This window comes from Bifidobacterium merycicum DSM 6492 (genome assembly GCF_900129045.1).
In the GTDB taxonomy this organism is placed as follows: Bacteria; Actinomycetota; Actinomycetes; order Actinomycetales; family Bifidobacteriaceae; genus Bifidobacterium; species Bifidobacterium merycicum.
Window position 1 is genome coordinate 22,894 of the sequence record NZ_FQTX01000006.1, and the last position, 18,779, is coordinate 41,672.

Genomic DNA, 18,779 nt, shown 5'->3' on the forward strand with positions numbered 1-18,779 from the left:
GTGGGCGCCCGATTCCGAGGATTCCATGGAATCCAACGAGTCGGGCGCCCACAGCGTATGTTTGTTTCATAGACGCCCGATGATCTGCAGCGTAAAAGCTCGGCAGGGCCGTGCAGGCGGGTGTGGGAAGTACATATTCAAGGAGAGAGACGAAATCATGTCACTGATGGGTCTTGGCCATGATGTGGTCGATATCAGTGGGTTTTCGCAACAATTGAACGAGCCGGGGGCACGGTTGCGTGCTTTGTTCTCCACGCGTGAACTACGTCAGGCGGCTTTGCGCGCGCGGATGAAGCATGATGACGAATCCCTCCATTTGGCCGCACGGTGGGCCGGCAAGGAGGCGGTGCTGAAAGCCTGGTGCGAGGCGATTGCGCAGCTGCCACGGCACACGAACGCGGGGGAGGGGAGCGCTCGGGCCGGCGAATACCCGTACACGCTTGATGATTTCCCGTGGCGTGAAGTGGAGATTCTCGACGATTCGCGAGGATGCCCACGGGTCATTCTGTCTGTGAAAGCATCCACGGCGTTGACGGATTCGTTGGGTGTGAACGAGCCGGGACCAGGGCAAAACCGCATGCCGGTATTCCATGTGTCTCTGTCGCATGACGGTTCCGTCGCATCCGCCGTGGTCATACTGCAGATGGAGGATCGGCCGGAAATCGACGGAATATAGGAAATATAGGGAGTGTAAGGGACACGTGAAACTACAGTGGGGGAACGTATGAACGCATTATCGACAGCATCGGAACCTGCCATGGGTTCAAGCCACGGCGCGTATAACGTCGACTCGCGTATGCCGCGCACCGAGCGCGTGACCAGTCGGGTCATCGTATACCGCAGCATCGATTCGACCAATATCGAGGCAGGCAGATTGCTACAGGACGGAACCCTGCAGTTGAACGGTGATTCGGTGGTGGCGATTGCCGCCGATACGCAAAGCGCAGGGCGTGGCAGGCTCGACCATGCATGGGTGAGCAGACCGGGCGAATCCTTCGCCGTCACCTTTGTGACGGCGGTGCCGCGCTGGCTGGCCTTGGATGCTTCCGTGAACGGCTGGCTGCAAATGATCGCCGGTCTTGCCGCCGTCGACGGATTGCGTGGCGCGATGCGGGAATGCGGCGCACAGTCGATCGCAACCGTGAACGACGATGCCGATGGCGCGGGTTTCATGCTGAAATGGCCCAACGACGTGTTCCTAGGCGGGCATAAACTCGGCGGCATTCTTTCGCAGATGGCCTCATTGCCAGTGGGTTCCATGACGGAAGGATATAACGACGACAACAAGGGCGCTGATCGTATCGCCATCATCTTCGGTATCGGGCTGAACCTCGCCATTGATGCCGAGTATCTTCCCACAGCCCAGTCCACATCGTTGCAGCTGCATTATGCGCCGCTGCCGGACGCCGAATCGTTGCGCGACATCATCGCGGCCGGCATCGTCGAATCGTTGCGTGCGCGGTTGCGTGGTTTTGCGGCGGACCCCCACAGGCAGGCGCAGGATCTGCGTGATGAAGTGGAGAAAATCTGCTACACGCTTGGGCGCCACGCCGTAGCGCATTATGTTGACGGCAGTGAAATGGAAGGTGAGGCGGTGGCTCTGAACGCCGATGCTTCGCTGGATCTACGCACTGCGGACGGTATCGTACACACCATTCGCACCGCCGATGTGGGCGTATTGCCCAAACCTTGTGTATAATGGCACACGTCTTTCACTGTCGTTATCGGCAGCCACAAGGCAACGCGGATGTAGCTCAATGGTAGAGCCTCAGTCTTCCAAACTGATTACGCGGGTTCGATTCCCGTCATCCGCTCCATTCGAACCCACCGACTGCGGTGGGTTTTGTTGTATGCGGCGACCATGCGCATGCCGGCACAGCCCGCCGATCGCGCACTTTCCGGTGGGAGCCGTTACTATGCTGGTGGTAAACGCAGAATACAAGATTTTTCGGGGGCGGCATGGCTGAAACCACACACGCTGAAACCACCAGTTCGGCTAATGAGGCGACGGAAATCATCGGCGGCAAGGTCGAGACCGTGGAGGTATCGAAGCATCCCGATCCCACCATTCCCGAAACCGAGCTTTCCCTAGCCGACATCGAACGCAGCAAATCGCACCCCAAGCGGTGGATCGCGTACATCATCGGCGTGCTCATCGCGGTGGTCGCGCCATACGGTGCCGGGCGCATGCTCGCCGTAGGACACACCGCATGGGTGGTCGAGCATTTCAACGTGCTCACGCCCCAAGGCATGGCATTCGTCTCCTGGACGGCCACGCTCGCGGCCCTGACCTGCCTCGGCTTGGCGGTGGTCGACTCCGCGCATTGGCTGTGGCGCATCCTGTTCGCGTTCGCGCTCGCCGCCGAACAGTTCATCGCGGGGCTCGCATTGCTGCGCTTCGACTTCTGGTATTCCACGTACGTGGTGTACGGTTCGGTCTCGCCGATCGCCAACGCGGCGAACCTCGGCATTATCGCGGCGGGCCTCGCCGTCGCGGCGTTCATCGCGGTCTGGATCGGGCTGCTCGTGGTGATCAGGAAGGATTCCCCACTCAACGTGCTGACCCGCTGCTGGGCTTCGTTCATCATGTTCTTCGCGTTCGAGGCGTGCGCACTGCTGATCGTGCTGTTCGGCGGCCTGCTGGGCACCGTCTGATCGGACCTGATCTGCGGTGCGATGCCGCGAATCGGCGGGCGCCCGGAACTCCCGACGGCAAGGTATGCTGTGATGTTGCGCTCAGCGCTGACGAGTTCAGCGTATTTCACGACGTACTCACATGAGATATGGCAAACTAGAGAGCGGTGTTTTGGAGTCACTGCAAACGCAAGAGAGGTTGATTCGTGGCTGAGAACAAAGAAGACGTGCTGCACGTCGAAGGCGGTCGCCCGCTGAACGGCACGATTAAGGTGCGTGGCGCGAAGAATTTCGTCAGCAAGGCCATGGTGGCCGCGCTGCTTGCACCCGGTACGAGCGTCCTGAAGAACGTTCCTGAGATCCGCGACGTGTACGTGGTCTCCGATTTGCTGCGTCTGCACGGCGTTGACGTGGCGTTCGACGGCAATAACGGCACCGTCATCATCGACGCGACCAACGTCAATCTGGCCGATGTGGCCGACGTGGACACCCTGTCCGGCTCGTCGCGTATTCCGATCCTGTTCTCCGGTCCGCTGCTGCACCGTCTGGGCGAGGCCTTCATCCCCGCGCTCGGCGGGTGCAACATCGGCGGCAGGCCGATTGATTTCCATCTGGACACGTTGCGCAAGCTCGGCGCCGACGTGAACAAGGAGCATCGCGACGGCATCCACATCACCGCGCCCCACGGCCTGCACGGCGCGAAGATCCATCTGCCGTACCCCTCCGTGGGCGCCACCGAGCAGACCCTGCTCGCCGCCGTCCTGGCCGAAGGCAAGACCGAACTGTCCGGCGCCGCCACCGAACCTGAGATCATGGACCTGGTCGCCGTCCTGCAGAAGATGGGCGCGATCATCTCCGTCGACGTCGACCGCACCTTCCGCATCGAAGGCGTCAAGGAGCTCAAGGGCTACACGCATACCTCCCTGACCGACCGCATCGAAGCCGCCAGCTGGGCTTCCGCCGCGCTGGCCACCCACGGCGACATTTTCGTCAAGGGCGCCACCCAGCCGGAGATGATGACCTTCCTGAACGTGTTCCGCAAGGTCGGCGGCGAATTCGACATCACCGATTCGGGAATCCGCTTCTGGCATCCGGGCGGCGATCTGAAGCCCGTCGCCATCGAAACCGATGTGCATCCCGGTTTCATGACCGACTGGCAGCAGCCGCTCGTGGTGGCGCTGACCCAGGCCAAGGGTCTGTCGATCGTGCATGAAACCGTGTACGAGAACCGTTTCGGCTTCACCAAGCCGCTGGTGCAGATGGGCGCGACCGTGCAGCTGTACCGTGAATGCCTCGGATCGCTGCCGTGCCGTTTCCAGCAGCGCAACTACAAGCATTCCGCGGTGATCTTCGGGCCGACCCCGCTCACCGGACGCGACATCGACGTGCCGGATCTGCGTGGCGGCTTCAGCCATCTCATCGCCGCACTGGCCGCCAAGGGGCCGTCCGACGTGCATGGCATCAGCCTGATCGACCGCGGTTACGCGGACTTCCGTGGCAAGCTCGAAGCGCTGGGTGCGAACTTCGACTGATATTCTCCGGGTCCGTGCCGTGCGGTACGGGCCCTCAGCATTGATGCGGATTAATGCGTAGCCATAGTGAACCCGTGGATATACGGGTTCCTGAATCTGCGAAGGAACCAACGAATCGAATCGGTCGCCCGCTAGGGCACCGTGTGGGGCACAATAGTAGGCATGGCATCCAAAGGAAAACCCTCGCCGCGTTCGGCGGTCAAACCGTTGAGCGACGAGCAGGTAGCGAAGCTCGCGCAGCAGCATCATCTCGTGGAACCCTTGCATGATCTGCCCAACGAGCCGCGCACCGTCAATGAAGCGGAGATCGCCGCGCAGAATCCCAAGGCGACCAGGCGTCTGCTCACCGGATGCGACGTGATGTTGCACAATCGCAGTAAGGTGCGCGCATGGGGATTGGAGAACATCCCCGAAACCGGCCCGTTCATCACCGCGGCCACCCATGTGACCATGTACGACGTGTTCGTGCCGATGGTTTCGTTATTCCATCAGGGCCGTCGCCCGAGGTACATGGCCAAAGCCGAGATGGCGACATGGCCGTTGATCGGCAAATGGTTCCAAGCCGTGGGCATGCAGCCCGTACGCCGCCGCAGTGGTCAGGCGCGGGCAATCGAGGAAACCTCCGTCGACATTCTCACCTCCGGCCGTCCGCTCACCGTATGGCCCGAAGGCACGGTGACCCGCGACCCGCAGAAGTGGCCGATGAGCATGAAGAACGGCGTGGGCATGATCGCCTTGGAGGCGTCCCGCCGCTGTGGCAAGCAGATCCCGCTGTTCTGCGCGGTGACCTGGGGCGCCGCGAGCATCAATCACCTGTGGCCTTGGCCCCGCAAGAACGTGGTCATGTGCTACGATGCCCGTCTTGATTACTCGGATCTGCTGGAGCATCAGGAGTCGTGGGGCGAATGGCCGAACGCCGAGGATGCCGACGAACTCACCCGTCGCATCCGCGTGCGCATGACCCGGATCATGGAGGAGATCCGCGGCGAGAAAGCGCCGGACGGGTATTGGGATTTCCGCACGATGAAGCGGGTCACCGACTGAGCTTGATTCCGCTGCCATGTGTGACGCCGAGCCGGTGGTTCACGCATGGGTCCGGAACGACGTATCGAATCATCCACACGCAAGGATAAGGAAGTGCGCAAATGACGAATGTTACCGTGCTGGGCGCCGGAGCATGGGGCACCGCCTTCGGGCAGGTGCTCGCCGACGCGGGCAATGACGTGACCATGTGGGCCATCGAGCCGGAGATCGTGGAGGGAATCCGCGACCATCACCGCAATGCCGTGCGTCTGCCGGTCGTGGACCGTCTGCCGGACAATATGACCGCGACCGGCGACCGTGCCGAAGCCGTGCGGAACGCCGAGATCATTGTGGTCGCCATCGCCGCGCAGTTCGCCCGCGTGGCGCTCGCCGAATTCAAGGGAATGATTCCCGAAAACGCGATCGTGGTGAGCCTGATGAAGGGCATCGAGCGCGGCACCAACAAGCGTATGGATGAGGTCGTGCGCGAATCCCTCGACCTGGATGCCGCGCATTTCGCCGCGGTGTCCGGTCCGAACCTGTCGAAGGAGATCGCCGTGCGCCAGCCGGCGGCCACCGTGGTCGGCTGCGCCGATCTGGGCAACGCCGAAAGAGTCGCCCGCGCCTGCACCACCGACTATTTCAAGGCGTTCGTCACCACCGATGTCATCGGCCTGGAAATGTGCGGCAGCCTGAAGAACGTGGTGGCTCTGGCCGTGGGCATGGCTCGTGGAGCCGGGTACGGCGAGAACACCGCCGCCATGATCGAGACCCGTGGTTTGGCCGAACTCACCGCGTTGGGCGAGGCCGCCGGCGCCGATCCGAAGACCTTCGCAGGTCTTGCCGGCGTGGGCGATCTTATCGCCACCTGCGGTTCCCCGTTGAGCCGCAACTACACTTTCGGCGCCAATCTTGGCAAGGGCCTGACCCCCGATGAGGCAGCCAAGGTCAGCAATGGTGTCGCCGAAGGCGTGCCGACCACGGCCGCCGTGGTCGCGCTCGGCGAACGGTACGGCATGCCCACGCCGCTGGCCAACGCCATGAACCGTGTACTTGAGGAAGGCATCTCCTGCGCCGACATGCTGGCGCAACTGTTCGACGGCAACATCACCGCCGAGTGAAAGGACCAAGAAGAATATGGCTAAGCAACGCATCATGGTGCTGTACGGTGGCCGTGCCGACGAGCATTCCATTTCCTGCATCTCCACCGCCGGCGTGCTGAAGGCGATTGATACCGAGCGTTTCGATGTCGTTCCCGTGGGCATCACCAAGACGGGCCAGTGGATCGTCGACGGCGAGGATCCGCGCGGTTGGAGTCTTGAGGGCGGTTCCCTTCCGGAAGTCGTCGCCACCCCCGGTTCGCGTGCGGTCACGCTGGACGTTTCCCGCGGCCAGGACGGTTTCTTCGCGGATGACCCCGACCAGCCCGGCCACGTGGTCTCCCTTGGCCATATCGATGCGGTGTTCCCCGTGCTGCACGGCGTGTACGGCGAGGACGGCACCGTGCAGGGGTTGCTGGAAATGATGAATGTGCCGTACGTCGGTTGCGGTGTGTTCGCGTCCGCGGCGTGCATGGACAAGCATTACGCCAAGATCGTGCTGAACTCCGCGGGCATCCCCACCGCGCCCGGCATTATGGTCGATGCGCGCAAAGCCACCGGCGAATCGGCGTATGAGGCGGTGAAGGCGGCCAAGCTCGCCTACCCGCTGTTCGTCAAGCCGTCCCGCGCCGGTTCCAGCTTCGGCGTGACTAAGGTCGAGCAGGTCGAGGATGAGCAGGCGCAGATCGCCGCCCTGGGTGCCGCCGTGGCCGAGGCGGGCAAGCATGATTGGAAGGTGCTGGTCGAGCAGGGCATCGATGCCAGGGAGATTGAATGCGCCGTGCTGTGTGCCGCTCCGGGTGACGAGCCCGAGGTCAGCTGGCCGGGTGAGATCGTGCTGGATCATCGCGATCAGGGTGATGATCAGTTCTACGATTTCGACTCCAAGTACATGGATTCCTCCGCGTCGCATGTGGAAGTGCCGGCGAACCTGCCGGTGAGTGTGCTCGAGGATGTGCGTGAGGTGGCCCGTCGCGCGTTCAAGGCGGTGGACGGCGCCGGCCTGAGCCGTGTCGACGCCTTCGTCACCCCTGACGGCACGGTGATGGTGAACGAGATCAACACCATGCCGGGATTCACGCCGATCTCCATGTACCCCAAGGCCTGGGAGGCTTCGGGAATCGGCTACACCGAACTCATCACGCGTCTGATCGAAGGCGTGCTGCGCTGAGTCGGCTGAACATACCAGCGGAAACAACAGTGGGGGGTCGTCCAACTATTCGGATGACCCCCCACTGTATATGTGCGGTGTGTGTTTTCTTGCGGTTTTCACGGTTTCCGAGAATCCTGCGTTTCCCGCGATTTTCGGACCTATGGGATCAGCGCACGGCTTTCCGCCCGGTCGGCAGGCAGTTCTCCAACAGCAGGGCGTAGACGCGGACGGCAAGCGCTGTGGCGTCATCATCCGTCAACGGACTGGTATCACGGTCCTCATTCATTTGCAGCCAGCGGTTCAGCATGCCCAGAATACCGCCGATGATGAAATCGAGCATCAGGTCGGTGCGCGAATCCACATCCTCGGGTGTGAGCCCCAACACGAGCAGTAGGGCTTCGCGCTCGTTGTCATGGAAGGCCGAATACAGTACGGGGTCGGTGTGCGGGCCGACGATCATGGTCAGACGGCCCGTGCGTTTGCGTTCCTCGTCGGTGGAGATGAGTTCGCCGACGTGTCTGCGCCAATGCTGCAGATCTGGCACGTTGCCTGCGCCGCCGCTTTGCAGCAGCGGTGAGCGGCTCACCTCATCATGGATAGCGCGGTAGGCCAGTTCGTCGAGCTTGTTGAAATGATAGTAGAACGAGTTTCTGTTCACGTTCGCTCTACGTACGATGTCGGTGACCGTGATGCTCCGGTAGTTGCGTTCGGTGAGCAGCTGCCAGAAGGTGTCGATCATGCGTTGGATGGCCGAAGGTGTGTCGCAATCAAGGCGAGGACGGGGCATCGTTGCTCCTTTGACAAATGTCCGATTAATGTTTCCAATAACTAGACATCAATACTACTAGCTGTTGAGACTATCTGGTGATATTTCGGTTTCGTGCCGTGGCGGCGGCCGCGAGCATACGCATGGCTTCCAGCAGATGTTTGCGCTCGTCCGGGGTCAATCCGACGATTGCACCGATCATGCTCGGCAACGACAACGGCATCGAGGCGATAAGCCCGGAGAACGTGGTGGCCCCGCTGGCGCGGATCACCTGGAAGAGTGCATCCACCGCATGTTCACGCTCCTCACGGGTCAGGCCGGTCATCCAACGGTTGAATGAGGAATTGAATTCGTGGGAGCTGGGCGCGATGTCGTTCACGCGCACGAAAGCGTCGCCGTCGACCTGCCAGGTGAACGCGAAATGCTGCATCAACCCTTCGCAGTCGGCCTTGACCACGACGCACGGTTCCGGCGTTTCCAACACCATGCCGATGATCGAGGAATCGGGCACGATCTTCGACACCCGTTCCACCGTGGACAGGTAGCGTTCGCCCGTCACCACGTATTCGGGGAATCCCGGACCGTCCAGCGAATACACCGCGCTGATGCGCTTGCGCACCGGCTCCGGGGCCTCCATCGCCGCGTATACCGCGGAGTTGCCGCCTTTGGAATGCCCGGTGAGGATCATGTTCCCCGGCCAGAGCTTCGCCACCGCGCACACGTATTCGGCGGCCATCCGCTGTGCGGGAACCGGATACTGGAAGGCCATGTTGAAATCCTCCTTCCAGCCGACCAGCGAATCGTCGGTGCCGCGGAATGAGAGGACGAGCGTGCCATCGGGCAGCAGGAAGGTGAGCGCCGCCGTCTGCGTCTGTTCTTCGGCGTCGAACCGTTCCGCGAACGCTCCCACGCGCAGGCCGGAGAACCGCGGGTTGTCGGCCACGGTGCGCACGAACGAATGGGTGATCGCCGGATCGGTGAAGTTGACGGCGTGCACCTGATGCTGGCAGGCGATGTCGGCGCCGCCGTGCAGCACCTCGTCCATCTGCTTGAGGGTGATGGGCGAGAACGGCGCACGGAACAGCGCCTTCACGGATCGGCCGACATGACGCCGGTCAAGGCGGAAGTTGCGCAGCCTGGCGAGCGGTGTGCCGTAGGCGTTCTGCTCGTCGTCCAGATCCGGGACGAGCGTGGGGATGTCCTCGTATGCCAGCTGCGCCAGAACCAGGGCGTCCACTTCGTTGAACGGGAGTTCCTCGAACGAACGCTGTTCCTCGCGCGCGTAATCGATGATATTGCCCACGACCGCTCCTTCAGCTTGCGTACACCGTTATTCTACGGTCGTCGAGTCAGACCGTGTGTCATTGCGCTTCCAGCAGCGCCATGGTCTCCCGGTAGCTGGGGCATACCGGGACGCCGTAGTCGCTGTTCTTGATGGCGAGCGATGCGGCCGCGTTGGCGATACGCACCGCGTCGGTGAGCGACCAGCCCTTCGCCAGCATCGCGCACATCACACCCGTATGGCAGGCTCCGGCGGAACGCGTGTGCACCGCTTTGGTGGGGAAACCTTCGATATGCTCCACTTGGCCACCGGGCTGGCGCACCCATGCGCCCCTCGACCCGGCGCGGACCACCAGCGGCGCGCGCAACGCGTTGCCGAGTTCGTCGCACAGCAGTTTCATCGACTTGTCGAAACCGCCGCCCACCGTCATCGTGGAGCTTTCGTCGATATGCACGCCCAGCCTGTCGGCGAGGGTACCGGCCTCCTGCCTGTTGCACGACCAGATCGGGCGGGCGAGCACCAGATCCTCGATCATCTTGTCGCTCACCTGGTTGAGCGCGTTCGTGGAGTTGAGCACCAGCGTCCAGTCGCGTTTGCGTGGATCGTTGCCCGCGCGTCGGATGAATGCGTCAAGACCGGCCGCCGTCTGATTCATGAGGGTGTTGCCGCCGATATGCACCACGGCGCCGTGGGGAGGATTGATGGCGTCGAAGGTGTGCTCGTCGCCATTCGCTTCGGCACCGTAATGCGCGATATAGGTTTTCCGGCCTTCCTCATCTTGGAACACCAGCCGGAATCCGGAATCCTCGCCGTCGAGATTCTCGCCGATATGGTCGATGCCGTTGCGGCGGAGCAGCATCCTGATCGCCGTCGCCCACACGCCGTCGCCGATCACGCCGGCATGCTGCGCCCTGACGCCCATACGACTGGCCGCGTCGAGGGTGCGGTAGCTGCCGCCCGGTGTGGGCTTGGTGTGGCTGGTCATCGCGAAATCGCCCGCCTGTGGCATATCGTCCACATCCAGCATGACGTCCATCCATACCTGTCCCAACGAAATCACGGTTGGTTTGTCGGCTGCGTTGCCGCCGTCGCGTCGGGGAATGATCGTGCCGAGTCGCATACTATCCTCCTTGATGGAATGTCGAGGAACAATCGGGTTATCCCAAGATATTGTCCAGAATTCTAAAACCGGAAACTGGAAGCTTGGTGGGAGCTTGCGCTGTGGACGAACAGGCGCGGCGATGTCCCGAGCTCATGACCTCATGCTCATTTGCCAATTGTCTGGGGTGGTTGTATAGTTGAGAAGTTGTGTGTTCAACCGCTCGGCAACGTGCGGTCTGAATTACGCAGACTTGCAAGTCAATGTAAATGTAGGGAGACCATCATGGCAGCTCGTTGTGCAGTGTGTGGCAGGGGTCCGCAGGTCGGATACTCCGTGTCCCATTCGCATATCCGCAACAAGCGCACCTTCCGCCCGAACCTCCAGCCGGTGCACACCACCGTTGACGGCGAAAACGTTCGCGTCCGCGTGTGCGTCAAGTGCCTCAAGGCCGGCAAGGTTCAGCGCGTGGCCGCGTGAGTGCGAGATACATCGCGTTGAAACCCCGTTCGAGTTCTGACTCGGCGGGGTTTTGCTTTATCTGACGGCAGTTGCGTGCGGCGACGGGCCCGTGAATGGCCGGGGCGGCCGGCATGGGTGTGGATACCGGGTGCGGATACTATGGGACGTATGAGTATTTCGTTGGACACCCCCATCAATTCGCTGCTGAGCAACAAGCGACGGGTATCCGCGTTGAAATCGTTCGGCATCGTCAGCGTCGGCGATGCGCTGACCTACTACCCGTTCCGCGTGGGCGATCCGGTGCCGCCGCGAGCCATCAGGGAGGCGCGTCCGGCCGAAGCCATGGCGTTCGCGGCCGTCGTGACGCAAAGCCGCGTCATCCCGATGAATGCGCGACGCGGCTACCGTCTCGAAGCGGTCGTTGAGGATTCCGCCTTCGCCGCCACCCGCCGGATGCCGGCGGGCATGGCCAGACTCGTGTTCTTCTCGAACCGCAGGAACTACGTTGATTGGATGGCCATGCGCCTCGCCACGGGCACGCAGGTGATCGTCAGCGGCATTCCCAGCGAATACATGGGCCAACTGCAGTTCACGCATCCGGATATCGTCACCGTCGCCCCCGCCGAAATCCAAAGCGTCGACGTGCAGCCGGGCGCGGCGACGCAGCCGCAGGCGCACACCAAACATTACGACGTGTCCTCAGTGAAGGAAGGACTTGATCACGTCTGCCGGCCACGGCCCGTATACCATGCGTCGGCGAGACTGTCGAGCGACCGCATCCACGAAACCATCGTCGGAATACTGAATATGGTGGGTGGTCGGGAAGCGGCCGACCCATCCTCGGTCGGAACCCCGCTGCAAGGTTTTGAAACCGAAGACGAGCAGCGCTTCGCCGCGGCGTTGGCCGAAGCCATCCCGGACATCCTCCCGGAAACCATCCGTGCGGAACGCGGCCTCATGCACCGCGCCGAAGCCTTCCGCGCCATCCACGACCCCATATCCGTCGAAGCCTTCCACAAAGGCATCAGCACGTTGCGCTACGAGGAGGCGTTCATCTGCCAGACGGCACTGCTGCAAGCCCGCAACGCCAGCGGCGCGACCCCGGCGCACCCGTGCGTCAGCGACGAGGAACAAGGCGAAGGGCTGGTAAGCCGATTCATCGCCTCGTTGCCGTTCCAGCTCACCGAAGGCCAGCGTCAGGTCATCGACAGCATCCGCGGCGACATGGCGAAGAACCACCCCATGCAGCGACTTCTGCAGGGCGAAGTCGGCTCAGGCAAAACCGTGGTGGCGCTCGCCGCCATGTTGCAGGCCGTCGAAGCCGGGTATCAGGCCGTGCTGGTCGCACCTACGCTGGTGCTTGCCGAACAGCACGCCGAAACCATCCGGTCCATGACGCAAGGCTTGGAATCACCGCAGATACCCGTCACGCTCATCACCGGAGGCATGAAATTGGCCGCACGTCGCAAGGCGCACGCCATGGCCGCCAGCGGCGAGCCCGGCATCATCATCGCCACGCATGCGGCGTTCTCCTCGACGTTCCAAGCCTCCAATCTCGCACTGGTGGTCATCGACGAACAGCATCGTTTCGGCGTGGAACAGCGCGAAAGTCTGCAATCCAAGCCGGTCGACGGCAGTACGCCGCACATGCTGGTCATGACCGCCACGCCGATTCCGCGCACCGCCGCCATGACCTGGTTCGGCGATCTCGACATCTCATGGCTCACCGAACTGCCGGGTGGCCACAAGCCGATCCGCACCTTCGTCATCAACGAGGATGACGGGCGCACCATGGCGAGCATGTTCTCGCATATCCGTGCGCGCATCGACGCGGGCGAACGCGCCTACATCGTGTGCGTCCGCATCGACGACACATCGAATGACGGGAAAGGCGGCACAACCGACGACGAGGCGACGCTTGACCCCTACGCCGTCGGCGATGACGAGGAGCAGGCGAGGCCGCCGCTGCACACGGTCGCGGAAATCGCGGAACGATTGCAAAAACTACCGCAATTCCAAGGCATTGGATTCGCCACGCTCACCGGGCGTGACAAGGATGAGGTCAAAACGCAGGTCATGGCCGATTTCGCGGCCGGCAAGACGCCCGTACTGGTGTCCACCACGGTGATCGAGGTCGGCGTGGATGTGAAACAGGCGAGCTGCATCGTGATCTTCGACGCGGACCGTTACGGGTTGAGCCAGTTGCACCAGCTGCGCGGGCGCGTCGGACGAGGCGGCACGAACAGCTGGGCGTTCCTTGTCTCCCGTGCCGAAGCGGGGTCTCCCGCCGAAGCACGATTGCAGGTCATCCACGATTCGCTCGACGGTGCGCAAATCGCACAGGCCGACTTGGAATTCCGCGGCGCGGGCGACGTGCTCGGCGACACGCAGTCGGGTATGCGGTCGAGTCTGAAACTGCTGCGTGTGGTACAGGACGCCGATATAATCGTCGACGCGCGTTCCCACGCCGAACAGCTGCTGGCCGCGGACCCGCAGTTGGAAGGCGACAAGCAGCTCGCCGGAGCCGTGCTCGACTTCACGCGCGGCAACGAGACATTCCTGACTAGCAACTAGGCTAAGGCGTATGCGCGTAATTTCAGGACGATTCAAAGGCATGGCGTTGGCGACGCCGAAACAGGGGACCAGACCCACCACCGACCGCACGAAGGAAGCGATCTTCTCGCATCTGGACTCGTGGGGCGTGCTGGACGACGCGAGGGTGCTCGACCTGTTCGCCGGCACCGGCGCCCTGGGCATCGAGGCATTGAGCCGCGGGGCACGTGAACTGGTGGCCGTGGAAGCATCGAAGCCCGCCGCGGCCTTGGTCGCGGGAACCCTGAAACAGTTGAAACGCAATCGGTCATGGACGGCTGAACTGCGTGCCCGGGTGCTGGTGCGCAAGGCCGAGGCGCTCGCGGCGGCAACGGCGGATGCGCCGTATGACGTGGTGTTCATCGATCCGCCGTATGCGTTCGAAACCGAGGCGTGCAACCGGTTGCTGGCCGATCTGGTCGCCAACGGATGGGTGGATGCGCGCGGCGTGATCATGCTGGAACGTTCCGCCCGATCCGACGATCCGACGGCACCTGAAGGCTGGGAAATCACCCAGTCGCGTGCCTACGGGGAAACCGCCGTGTTCTACATCGAAGCGGCGGAGAACGGTGAAGACGCGATATAGCCGTGTAAGGCACTACGGCGGAGATTGCCTATAGTCGCGGGGATATGGGAAGGCGTGACGGGGGATTGCCCGTCACGCCTTCGACGTTCATGCCCGATGGGGCCTGTGCCGCCTAACGTTTGCGCGGATGGTCGGCGCTGACCTCCCAGCCGAGCGCCATAAGGGTCTTACGGTCGGCCTTGTCGAGCTTCCTGCAATCCAACGCCTCGATCAGATCAGGGCGGATCTCGTTCGTCCGGGTCAACGCCTCATCGCGGCGGAACCGGTCCACCTTGCCGTGATCGCCCGACAACAATACGTCAGGCACACGAATGCCGCGCCATTCCGCCGGTTTCGTGTACTGGCGGTGTTCCAGCAGGGCATTGTCTCCCGTATAGGATTCCTCCACAATCGACTCGGCATTGCCCATGAACCCCGGAATCAGGCGCGTGATCGCCTCAAGCATCACCGATGTGGCGACCTCGCCGCCGTTGAGCACATAGTCGCCGATGGAATATTCGCGCACATCCACCCCACGCGTGCGGTAGTACTCGGGGATGCGTGCGTCGTAGCCCTCGTAGCGGCCGCAGCCGAACAACAGACGGTCGGCGTGGCTGAGCTCGGTGGCGTCGCGCTGGGTGAACAGGGGAGCGGAAGGGTTCGGGAAGATGAGCACCGGGCGCTTCGCGGCGGTCTCGGTTATCTCGGGCGCTTCGGTCGGCTCGGCGGATTCGTCGGCGGTATCAGGCTCGCCGCCGGTATCAGACGTATCGGACGTATCTGGCTCATCGGCTGTATCGGGCTCACGCAGATCCGCGCCCAACAGCTCATCAAGGCATTCCGACCACACCACGGGCTTCATCACCATGCCCGCGCCGCCGCCCACCGGCGTATCGTCCACCGAATGATGCACGTCATGCGTCCAATCGCGGAGATTATGCGTGTGCACTTCGAGGAGGCCCTTGGCTTGCGCCTTGCCGAACAGACTCAGGTTCAGCACGTCGAAATACTCGGGGAACACGGAAACGATGTCGATTCTCATAGTTTCCCAGAGTAACCGGAGTACAGGAATATGCGGGCGGCATCCGTGCGCCGGATGCCGCCCGCATAGGGATGATCGGGAGCCTGCGTATGTCAGTACACGCGGGTCAGATCGCGCGGATCGAGGATCGAGTCGAGGATCTCCGGGCGGATGCTTCCGTCACGGTCGGCGGCGGCACGTACCGTGATGCCCTTGGCCAACGCGTCCTTGGCGATCTGCACGGCCTTCTCATACCCCACGTAATCGATAAGCGACGTGGCCAGCGAGGACGAACGCTTCGCCTCCTCCAGGCCGACCTCCTTGTTCACCTTGATGCCGTTCACACAGCGTTCGCGCAGCGTGTCCATCGCACGGCCCAGCATATGCATGCCGTCAAGCAGCGCGTGCAGCATCACGGGCTCGAACGCGTTGAGCTGCAGCTGCCCGGCTTCCGCCGCGTAGGAGACGGTCGTATCCATGCCCATCACCATGAACACCGTCTGGTTCATGCATTCCGGAATCACCGGGTTCACTTTGCCGGGCATGATCGAGGAACCGGCCTGACGCGCCGGCAGTTTGATTTCCGCGAGTCCCGCGCGCGGCCCGCTGGCCAGCAGGCGCAGATCGTTGGCGATTTTGCCCAAGTGCAGCGCCGTGCGTTTGATCACGCCGGACAGCGTGACGAAATCGCTCACATCGCTGGTCGCGCCGACCGGATCGGCGGCCGGGCGGATCGGCAGACCCGTGAGCTTGGCGAGATGCTTGGCCACAAGTTCACGGAAGCGCACGTCGGCGCAGATGCCCGTTCCGATCGCCGTGCCGCCGAGGTTCACGACGCTCAGCGGTTCATGCTGGCGTTCGAGCATCGCGGCGTCGGAGCCGAGCTGGGTGGCGAACGCGCCGAACTCCTGGCCGAAGGTCATGGGCACGGCGTCCTGCAATTGCGTGCGGCCGATCGTGACCGCGGTCATCGTGCGCTGCGACAGGGAGGAGAACGAGGCGGCGAGCTTGCGGGTGCTGTCGATCAGGCCGCGCGAGGCGTCGATGAGCGCAAGGCGGGCGGCGGCGGGGTAGGAATCGTTGGTCGACTGCGACTTGTTCACCGTGTCGTTCGGGTGGATGATCTCGTATTCGCCGCGTGGGTAGTGGCCGAGCTCCAACGCCCGATTCGCGATGACCTCGTTGACGTCCATGTTGGTCGAGGTTCCGGCGCCGCCCTGGAGCACGTCGATGGGGAACTGGTCGTCGAGTTTGCCGGCGATCACGTCGGCGCAGGCGCGGTCGACGAGTTCGGCCTGATAAGCGTCGATGCCGCCGAGCTCGCGGTTGGCGCGTGCGCAGGCGCGTTTCACATTGCCGTAGGCGTGGATGATTTCCGGGTGGTCGCTGACGGTGATGCCGGAGACGGGGAAGTTGCTGATGGCGCGGAGGGTGTGGATGCCCCAGTAGGCGTTGGCGGGCACGGCCGCTGATCCGATGCAATCGTGTTCGATGCGCGTGGGTTGCGATTCGATAGCCGTAAGATCCGCGGATTCGACGGCCGTTGCGATACGTGCTGCGGTGTGCTGTGCTGCCAATGCCATGACGATGTCCTCTCGTTGCTTGTGGTTCGTTTTAGACGGATACCCAAAACACGGCTCACCTTAGGCGCAGGTTTTGTATCGTACAAGAGGTGGATATCCTTCGTATCCCATAGGATTACCCTATGACTATTACCCAGATACGAGCGTTCTACCTTGCCGCGACGTTGGGCTCCTTCACCGCAGCCGCGGAATACATGGGTCTCACGCAGCCGACGGTCTCCGAATTGGTACGCAAGGTGGAGGATCGTTACGGCATGGCGTTGTTCGTACGCCGAGGGCGAAGATTGGTGCTCACCACCGCGGGCCAGGCGCTGATGCCTTGGGCGAAACGCCTGCTCGACGCCGAACTGGGGGCGGACAGCACGCTGAACGCATTGGGCGCGGGCGAAGGCGGAACGGTGTCGTTCGGCATCCTGAAGAACGCCAACTACTATCATCTTTCCGAACTGGCGGCGGTGTTCCGCGAAGCGCATCCGAACGTGCGCATCCGGCTGCTGGGCCAGAACTCCTTCGAAGTGGCCGATGCCGTACGCAACGGCGTGCTCGAGGCGGGGCTGCTCTGCCTGCCGGTGCCGACCGAGGGACTGCATATCCAACCGTTGATGCGCCATGAGATCCTATGGGCCAGCAGCAAGCCCGAACGCTGCGCACAGCCGATGAGCCCGCTCGACATGCCCAAGGAGCCGTTGATCCTCTACGATGCACGGCATGGCGAGGAGGATCCGACACGTTTGCAGCTCATCCAGCAGGCGCAACGTTTCGGCGTGACGCTCGAACCCGATATCGAAGTCGAGTCGGTGGATGCGGCGATGTCGCTCGTCTCACGCGGTCTGGGCGATTCGATCGTGCCGCAGGCCGTGGCTCAGTCGGCGCATTTCCCGTCGAACATCCACGTCACAACGCTCCAATGCCCGATCTACGACACTTTCGCGCTGGTCCGGCGCGAGAATTGGGAGCTGTCGCCCATCGCCGCGCATCTCGCCGATCTCGCCGTCAACATGCTGCTTAACAAGGTGACCGGCGAAGCCGCCTGATGCGGGGCTTCGCCGTGCGTCACAGGCCGGGGATCAGCCCACCCGGAGGGTCGAGCGTCAGGTAGCCCTCCTCCAGATCGACCTGCGGCACCAATTCGTCCACGAACGGCACCAGCGCGGTCTTCTCCACGATTGGTGTGCCATCCGCCGCGGTACCGGTTTCGACCGGTTCCGCCAAACGGATCTTCAACAGCGATTGCGCGGGGGAGTCGATCACGTCGACCACCTTGCCGATCACCTTGCCCGCAGGCGCGCCGATCTCGTTGTCCTCCTCCATTCGCGCCTCAAGGCCGATGAGATCCTTCGGATACCATTCGTCGGCTTCGAGCATATCCTCCGGATCGTCGGCCTCGCCGTACAACTGGAGGCCGTTCAACGCCTCGGAGGCGTTACGGTCGTCGCACCCCTCCAGCTTGATGATCCATCGGTTCTTGAACGTACGGGAACGTTCCACCACATACCGCTGCTCGCCATCCTGCGAGAACAGTTCCGAACCGGGTGCGAAACGCCACTCCGGTTCGTCGGTGAACACCTGTACGGTGACCTCGCCCTTCATACCCTGGGCGCGGCCGATACGACAAACCCTCAGCAGCTCACGCTGCTGAGGGTTCTCATGCATGTTCTGATCTGCCATGCTGTGCAGTCTACCCCATCGGTACGGATGAGGCGCGGATTCGACGTGGAATCAGCGGCGCACATCCATGATGTCGACGCGGACCTTGTGGTCGCTCAACGCCTGCACCACCGTGCGGATCGCGTTGGCGGTACGGCCGGAACGACCGATCACACGACCGATATCCTCGGGATTCACGCGCACACGAAGCATTTCGCCACGCGCGTTCTCGCGGGACTTCACCGACACATCATCGGGAAAATCGACGACGTTCTTAATAAGGTGCTCCACAGCCTGTTCAAGCATGATCAGTCAGCCTT

At 62.5% G+C, this 18,779-nt stretch carries 18 protein-coding genes and 1 tRNA gene; 12 read left to right on the top strand and 7 right to left on the bottom strand.

The genetic code is table 11. The annotated features are described in order from the left end of the window. Window positions 1–157 precede the first annotated feature (157 nt). The 8 genes from BUB29_RS08190 (at window position 158) to BUB29_RS08225 (ending at window position 7,460) form a co-directional block, all read left to right on the top strand. Window positions 158–676 (top strand): holo-ACP synthase, encoded by a 519-nt coding sequence (locus tag BUB29_RS08190; RefSeq protein WP_193349163.1) that lies wholly within the window; start codon window positions 158–160, stop codon window positions 674–676. Window positions 677–757: 81 nt separating this feature from the next. Next, the gene (locus BUB29_RS08195; RefSeq protein ID WP_234356088.1) at window positions 758–1,699 is read left to right on the top strand and encodes a biotin--[acetyl-CoA-carboxylase] ligase; all 942 of its coding nucleotides are present in this window, start codon (window positions 758–760) and stop codon (window positions 1,697–1,699) included. A 44-nt stretch (window positions 1,700–1,743) separates the two neighbouring features. Further along, window positions 1,744–1,817, top strand: a tRNA-Gly gene (locus BUB29_RS08200). 142 nt (window positions 1,818–1,959) lie between these two features. Continuing rightward, the gene (locus BUB29_RS08205) at window positions 1,960–2,655 is read left to right on the top strand and encodes a hypothetical protein (RefSeq protein WP_033523372.1); all 696 of its coding nucleotides are present in this window, start codon (window positions 1,960–1,962) and stop codon (window positions 2,653–2,655) included. 185 nt (window positions 2,656–2,840) lie between these two features. After that, window positions 2,841–4,166, top strand: a complete 1,326-nt coding sequence (gene murA / locus BUB29_RS08210; protein ID WP_033523371.1) for a UDP-N-acetylglucosamine 1-carboxyvinyltransferase — start codon at window positions 2,841–2,843, stop codon at window positions 4,164–4,166. Window positions 4,167–4,328: 162 nt separating this feature from the next. Further along, complete coding sequence (locus BUB29_RS08215) at window positions 4,329–5,210, top strand: lysophospholipid acyltransferase family protein (RefSeq protein ID WP_033523370.1); 882 nt, start codon at window positions 4,329–4,331, stop codon at window positions 5,208–5,210. A 101-nt stretch (window positions 5,211–5,311) separates the two neighbouring features. Next, window positions 5,312–6,310 (top strand): NAD(P)H-dependent glycerol-3-phosphate dehydrogenase, encoded by a 999-nt coding sequence (locus tag BUB29_RS08220; RefSeq protein WP_033523369.1) that lies wholly within the window; start codon window positions 5,312–5,314, stop codon window positions 6,308–6,310. A gap of 16 nt (window positions 6,311–6,326) precedes the next feature. Then, complete coding sequence (locus BUB29_RS08225) at window positions 6,327–7,460, top strand: D-alanine--D-alanine ligase family protein (RefSeq protein ID WP_033523367.1); 1,134 nt, start codon at window positions 6,327–6,329, stop codon at window positions 7,458–7,460. Between the two features lie 148 nt (window positions 7,461–7,608). Here BUB29_RS08225 and BUB29_RS08230 read toward each other — a convergent pair whose 3' ends face one another. The 3 genes from BUB29_RS08230 to BUB29_RS08240 all read right to left on the bottom strand — a co-directional run bounded on the left by BUB29_RS08230 (window position 7,609) and on the right by BUB29_RS08240 (window position 10,610). After that, complete coding sequence (locus BUB29_RS08230) at window positions 7,609–8,229, bottom strand: TetR/AcrR family transcriptional regulator (protein ID WP_033523366.1); 621 nt, start codon at window positions 8,227–8,229, stop codon at window positions 7,609–7,611. A gap of 70 nt (window positions 8,230–8,299) precedes the next feature. Continuing rightward, complete coding sequence (locus tag BUB29_RS08235) at window positions 8,300–9,511, bottom strand: DUF2974 domain-containing protein (RefSeq protein ID WP_033523365.1); 1,212 nt, start codon at window positions 9,509–9,511, stop codon at window positions 8,300–8,302. A gap of 58 nt (window positions 9,512–9,569) precedes the next feature. Further along, window positions 9,570–10,610, bottom strand: a complete 1,041-nt coding sequence (locus BUB29_RS08240) for a PfkB family carbohydrate kinase (protein ID WP_051915185.1) — start codon at window positions 10,608–10,610, stop codon at window positions 9,570–9,572. 264 nt (window positions 10,611–10,874) lie between these two features. Here BUB29_RS08240 and rpmB point away from each other — a divergent pair, with 264 nt between their 5' ends. From rpmB to rsmD, 3 genes are all read left to right on the top strand, one after another. Next, window positions 10,875–11,069, top strand: a complete 195-nt coding sequence (gene rpmB / locus BUB29_RS08245; protein WP_033523364.1) for a 50S ribosomal protein L28 — start codon at window positions 10,875–10,877, stop codon at window positions 11,067–11,069. A gap of 150 nt (window positions 11,070–11,219) precedes the next feature. Next, window positions 11,220–13,625 (top strand): ATP-dependent DNA helicase RecG, encoded by a 2,406-nt coding sequence (locus tag BUB29_RS08250; RefSeq protein ID WP_073117626.1) that lies wholly within the window; start codon window positions 11,220–11,222, stop codon window positions 13,623–13,625. Between the two features lie 10 nt (window positions 13,626–13,635). After that, window positions 13,636–14,229 (top strand): 16S rRNA (guanine(966)-N(2))-methyltransferase RsmD, encoded by a 594-nt coding sequence (rsmD, locus tag BUB29_RS08255; protein WP_033523362.1) that lies wholly within the window; start codon window positions 13,636–13,638, stop codon window positions 14,227–14,229. A 112-nt stretch (window positions 14,230–14,341) separates the two neighbouring features. Here rsmD and trmD read toward each other — a convergent pair whose 3' ends face one another. Together trmD and BUB29_RS08265 are read right to left on the bottom strand one after the other, a co-directional pair. Next, window positions 14,342–15,250, bottom strand: a complete 909-nt coding sequence (gene trmD, locus BUB29_RS08260; protein WP_033523361.1) for a tRNA (guanosine(37)-N1)-methyltransferase TrmD — start codon at window positions 15,248–15,250, stop codon at window positions 14,342–14,344. A gap of 92 nt (window positions 15,251–15,342) precedes the next feature. After that, window positions 15,343–16,812, bottom strand: a complete 1,470-nt coding sequence (locus BUB29_RS08265; protein ID WP_081888440.1) for an aspartate ammonia-lyase — start codon at window positions 16,810–16,812, stop codon at window positions 15,343–15,345. A 122-nt stretch (window positions 16,813–16,934) separates the two neighbouring features. On the opposite strand from BUB29_RS08265, the gene BUB29_RS08270 reads away from it, so the two are divergent. Then, on the top strand, window positions 16,935–17,846 hold the full coding sequence (locus BUB29_RS08270) for a LysR family transcriptional regulator (protein WP_033523360.1): 912 nt from the start codon (window positions 16,935–16,937) through the stop codon (window positions 17,844–17,846). 19 nt (window positions 17,847–17,865) lie between these two features. On the opposite strand, the gene rimM is transcribed toward BUB29_RS08270, so the two are convergent. Then, window positions 17,866–18,480 (bottom strand): ribosome maturation factor RimM, encoded by a 615-nt coding sequence (gene rimM / locus BUB29_RS08275; protein WP_033523359.1) that lies wholly within the window; start codon window positions 18,478–18,480, stop codon window positions 17,866–17,868. 51 nt (window positions 18,481–18,531) lie between these two features. Further along, complete coding sequence (locus tag BUB29_RS08280) at window positions 18,532–18,765, bottom strand: RNA-binding protein (protein ID WP_033523358.1); 234 nt, start codon at window positions 18,763–18,765, stop codon at window positions 18,532–18,534. Window positions 18,766–18,779 lie beyond the last annotated feature (14 nt).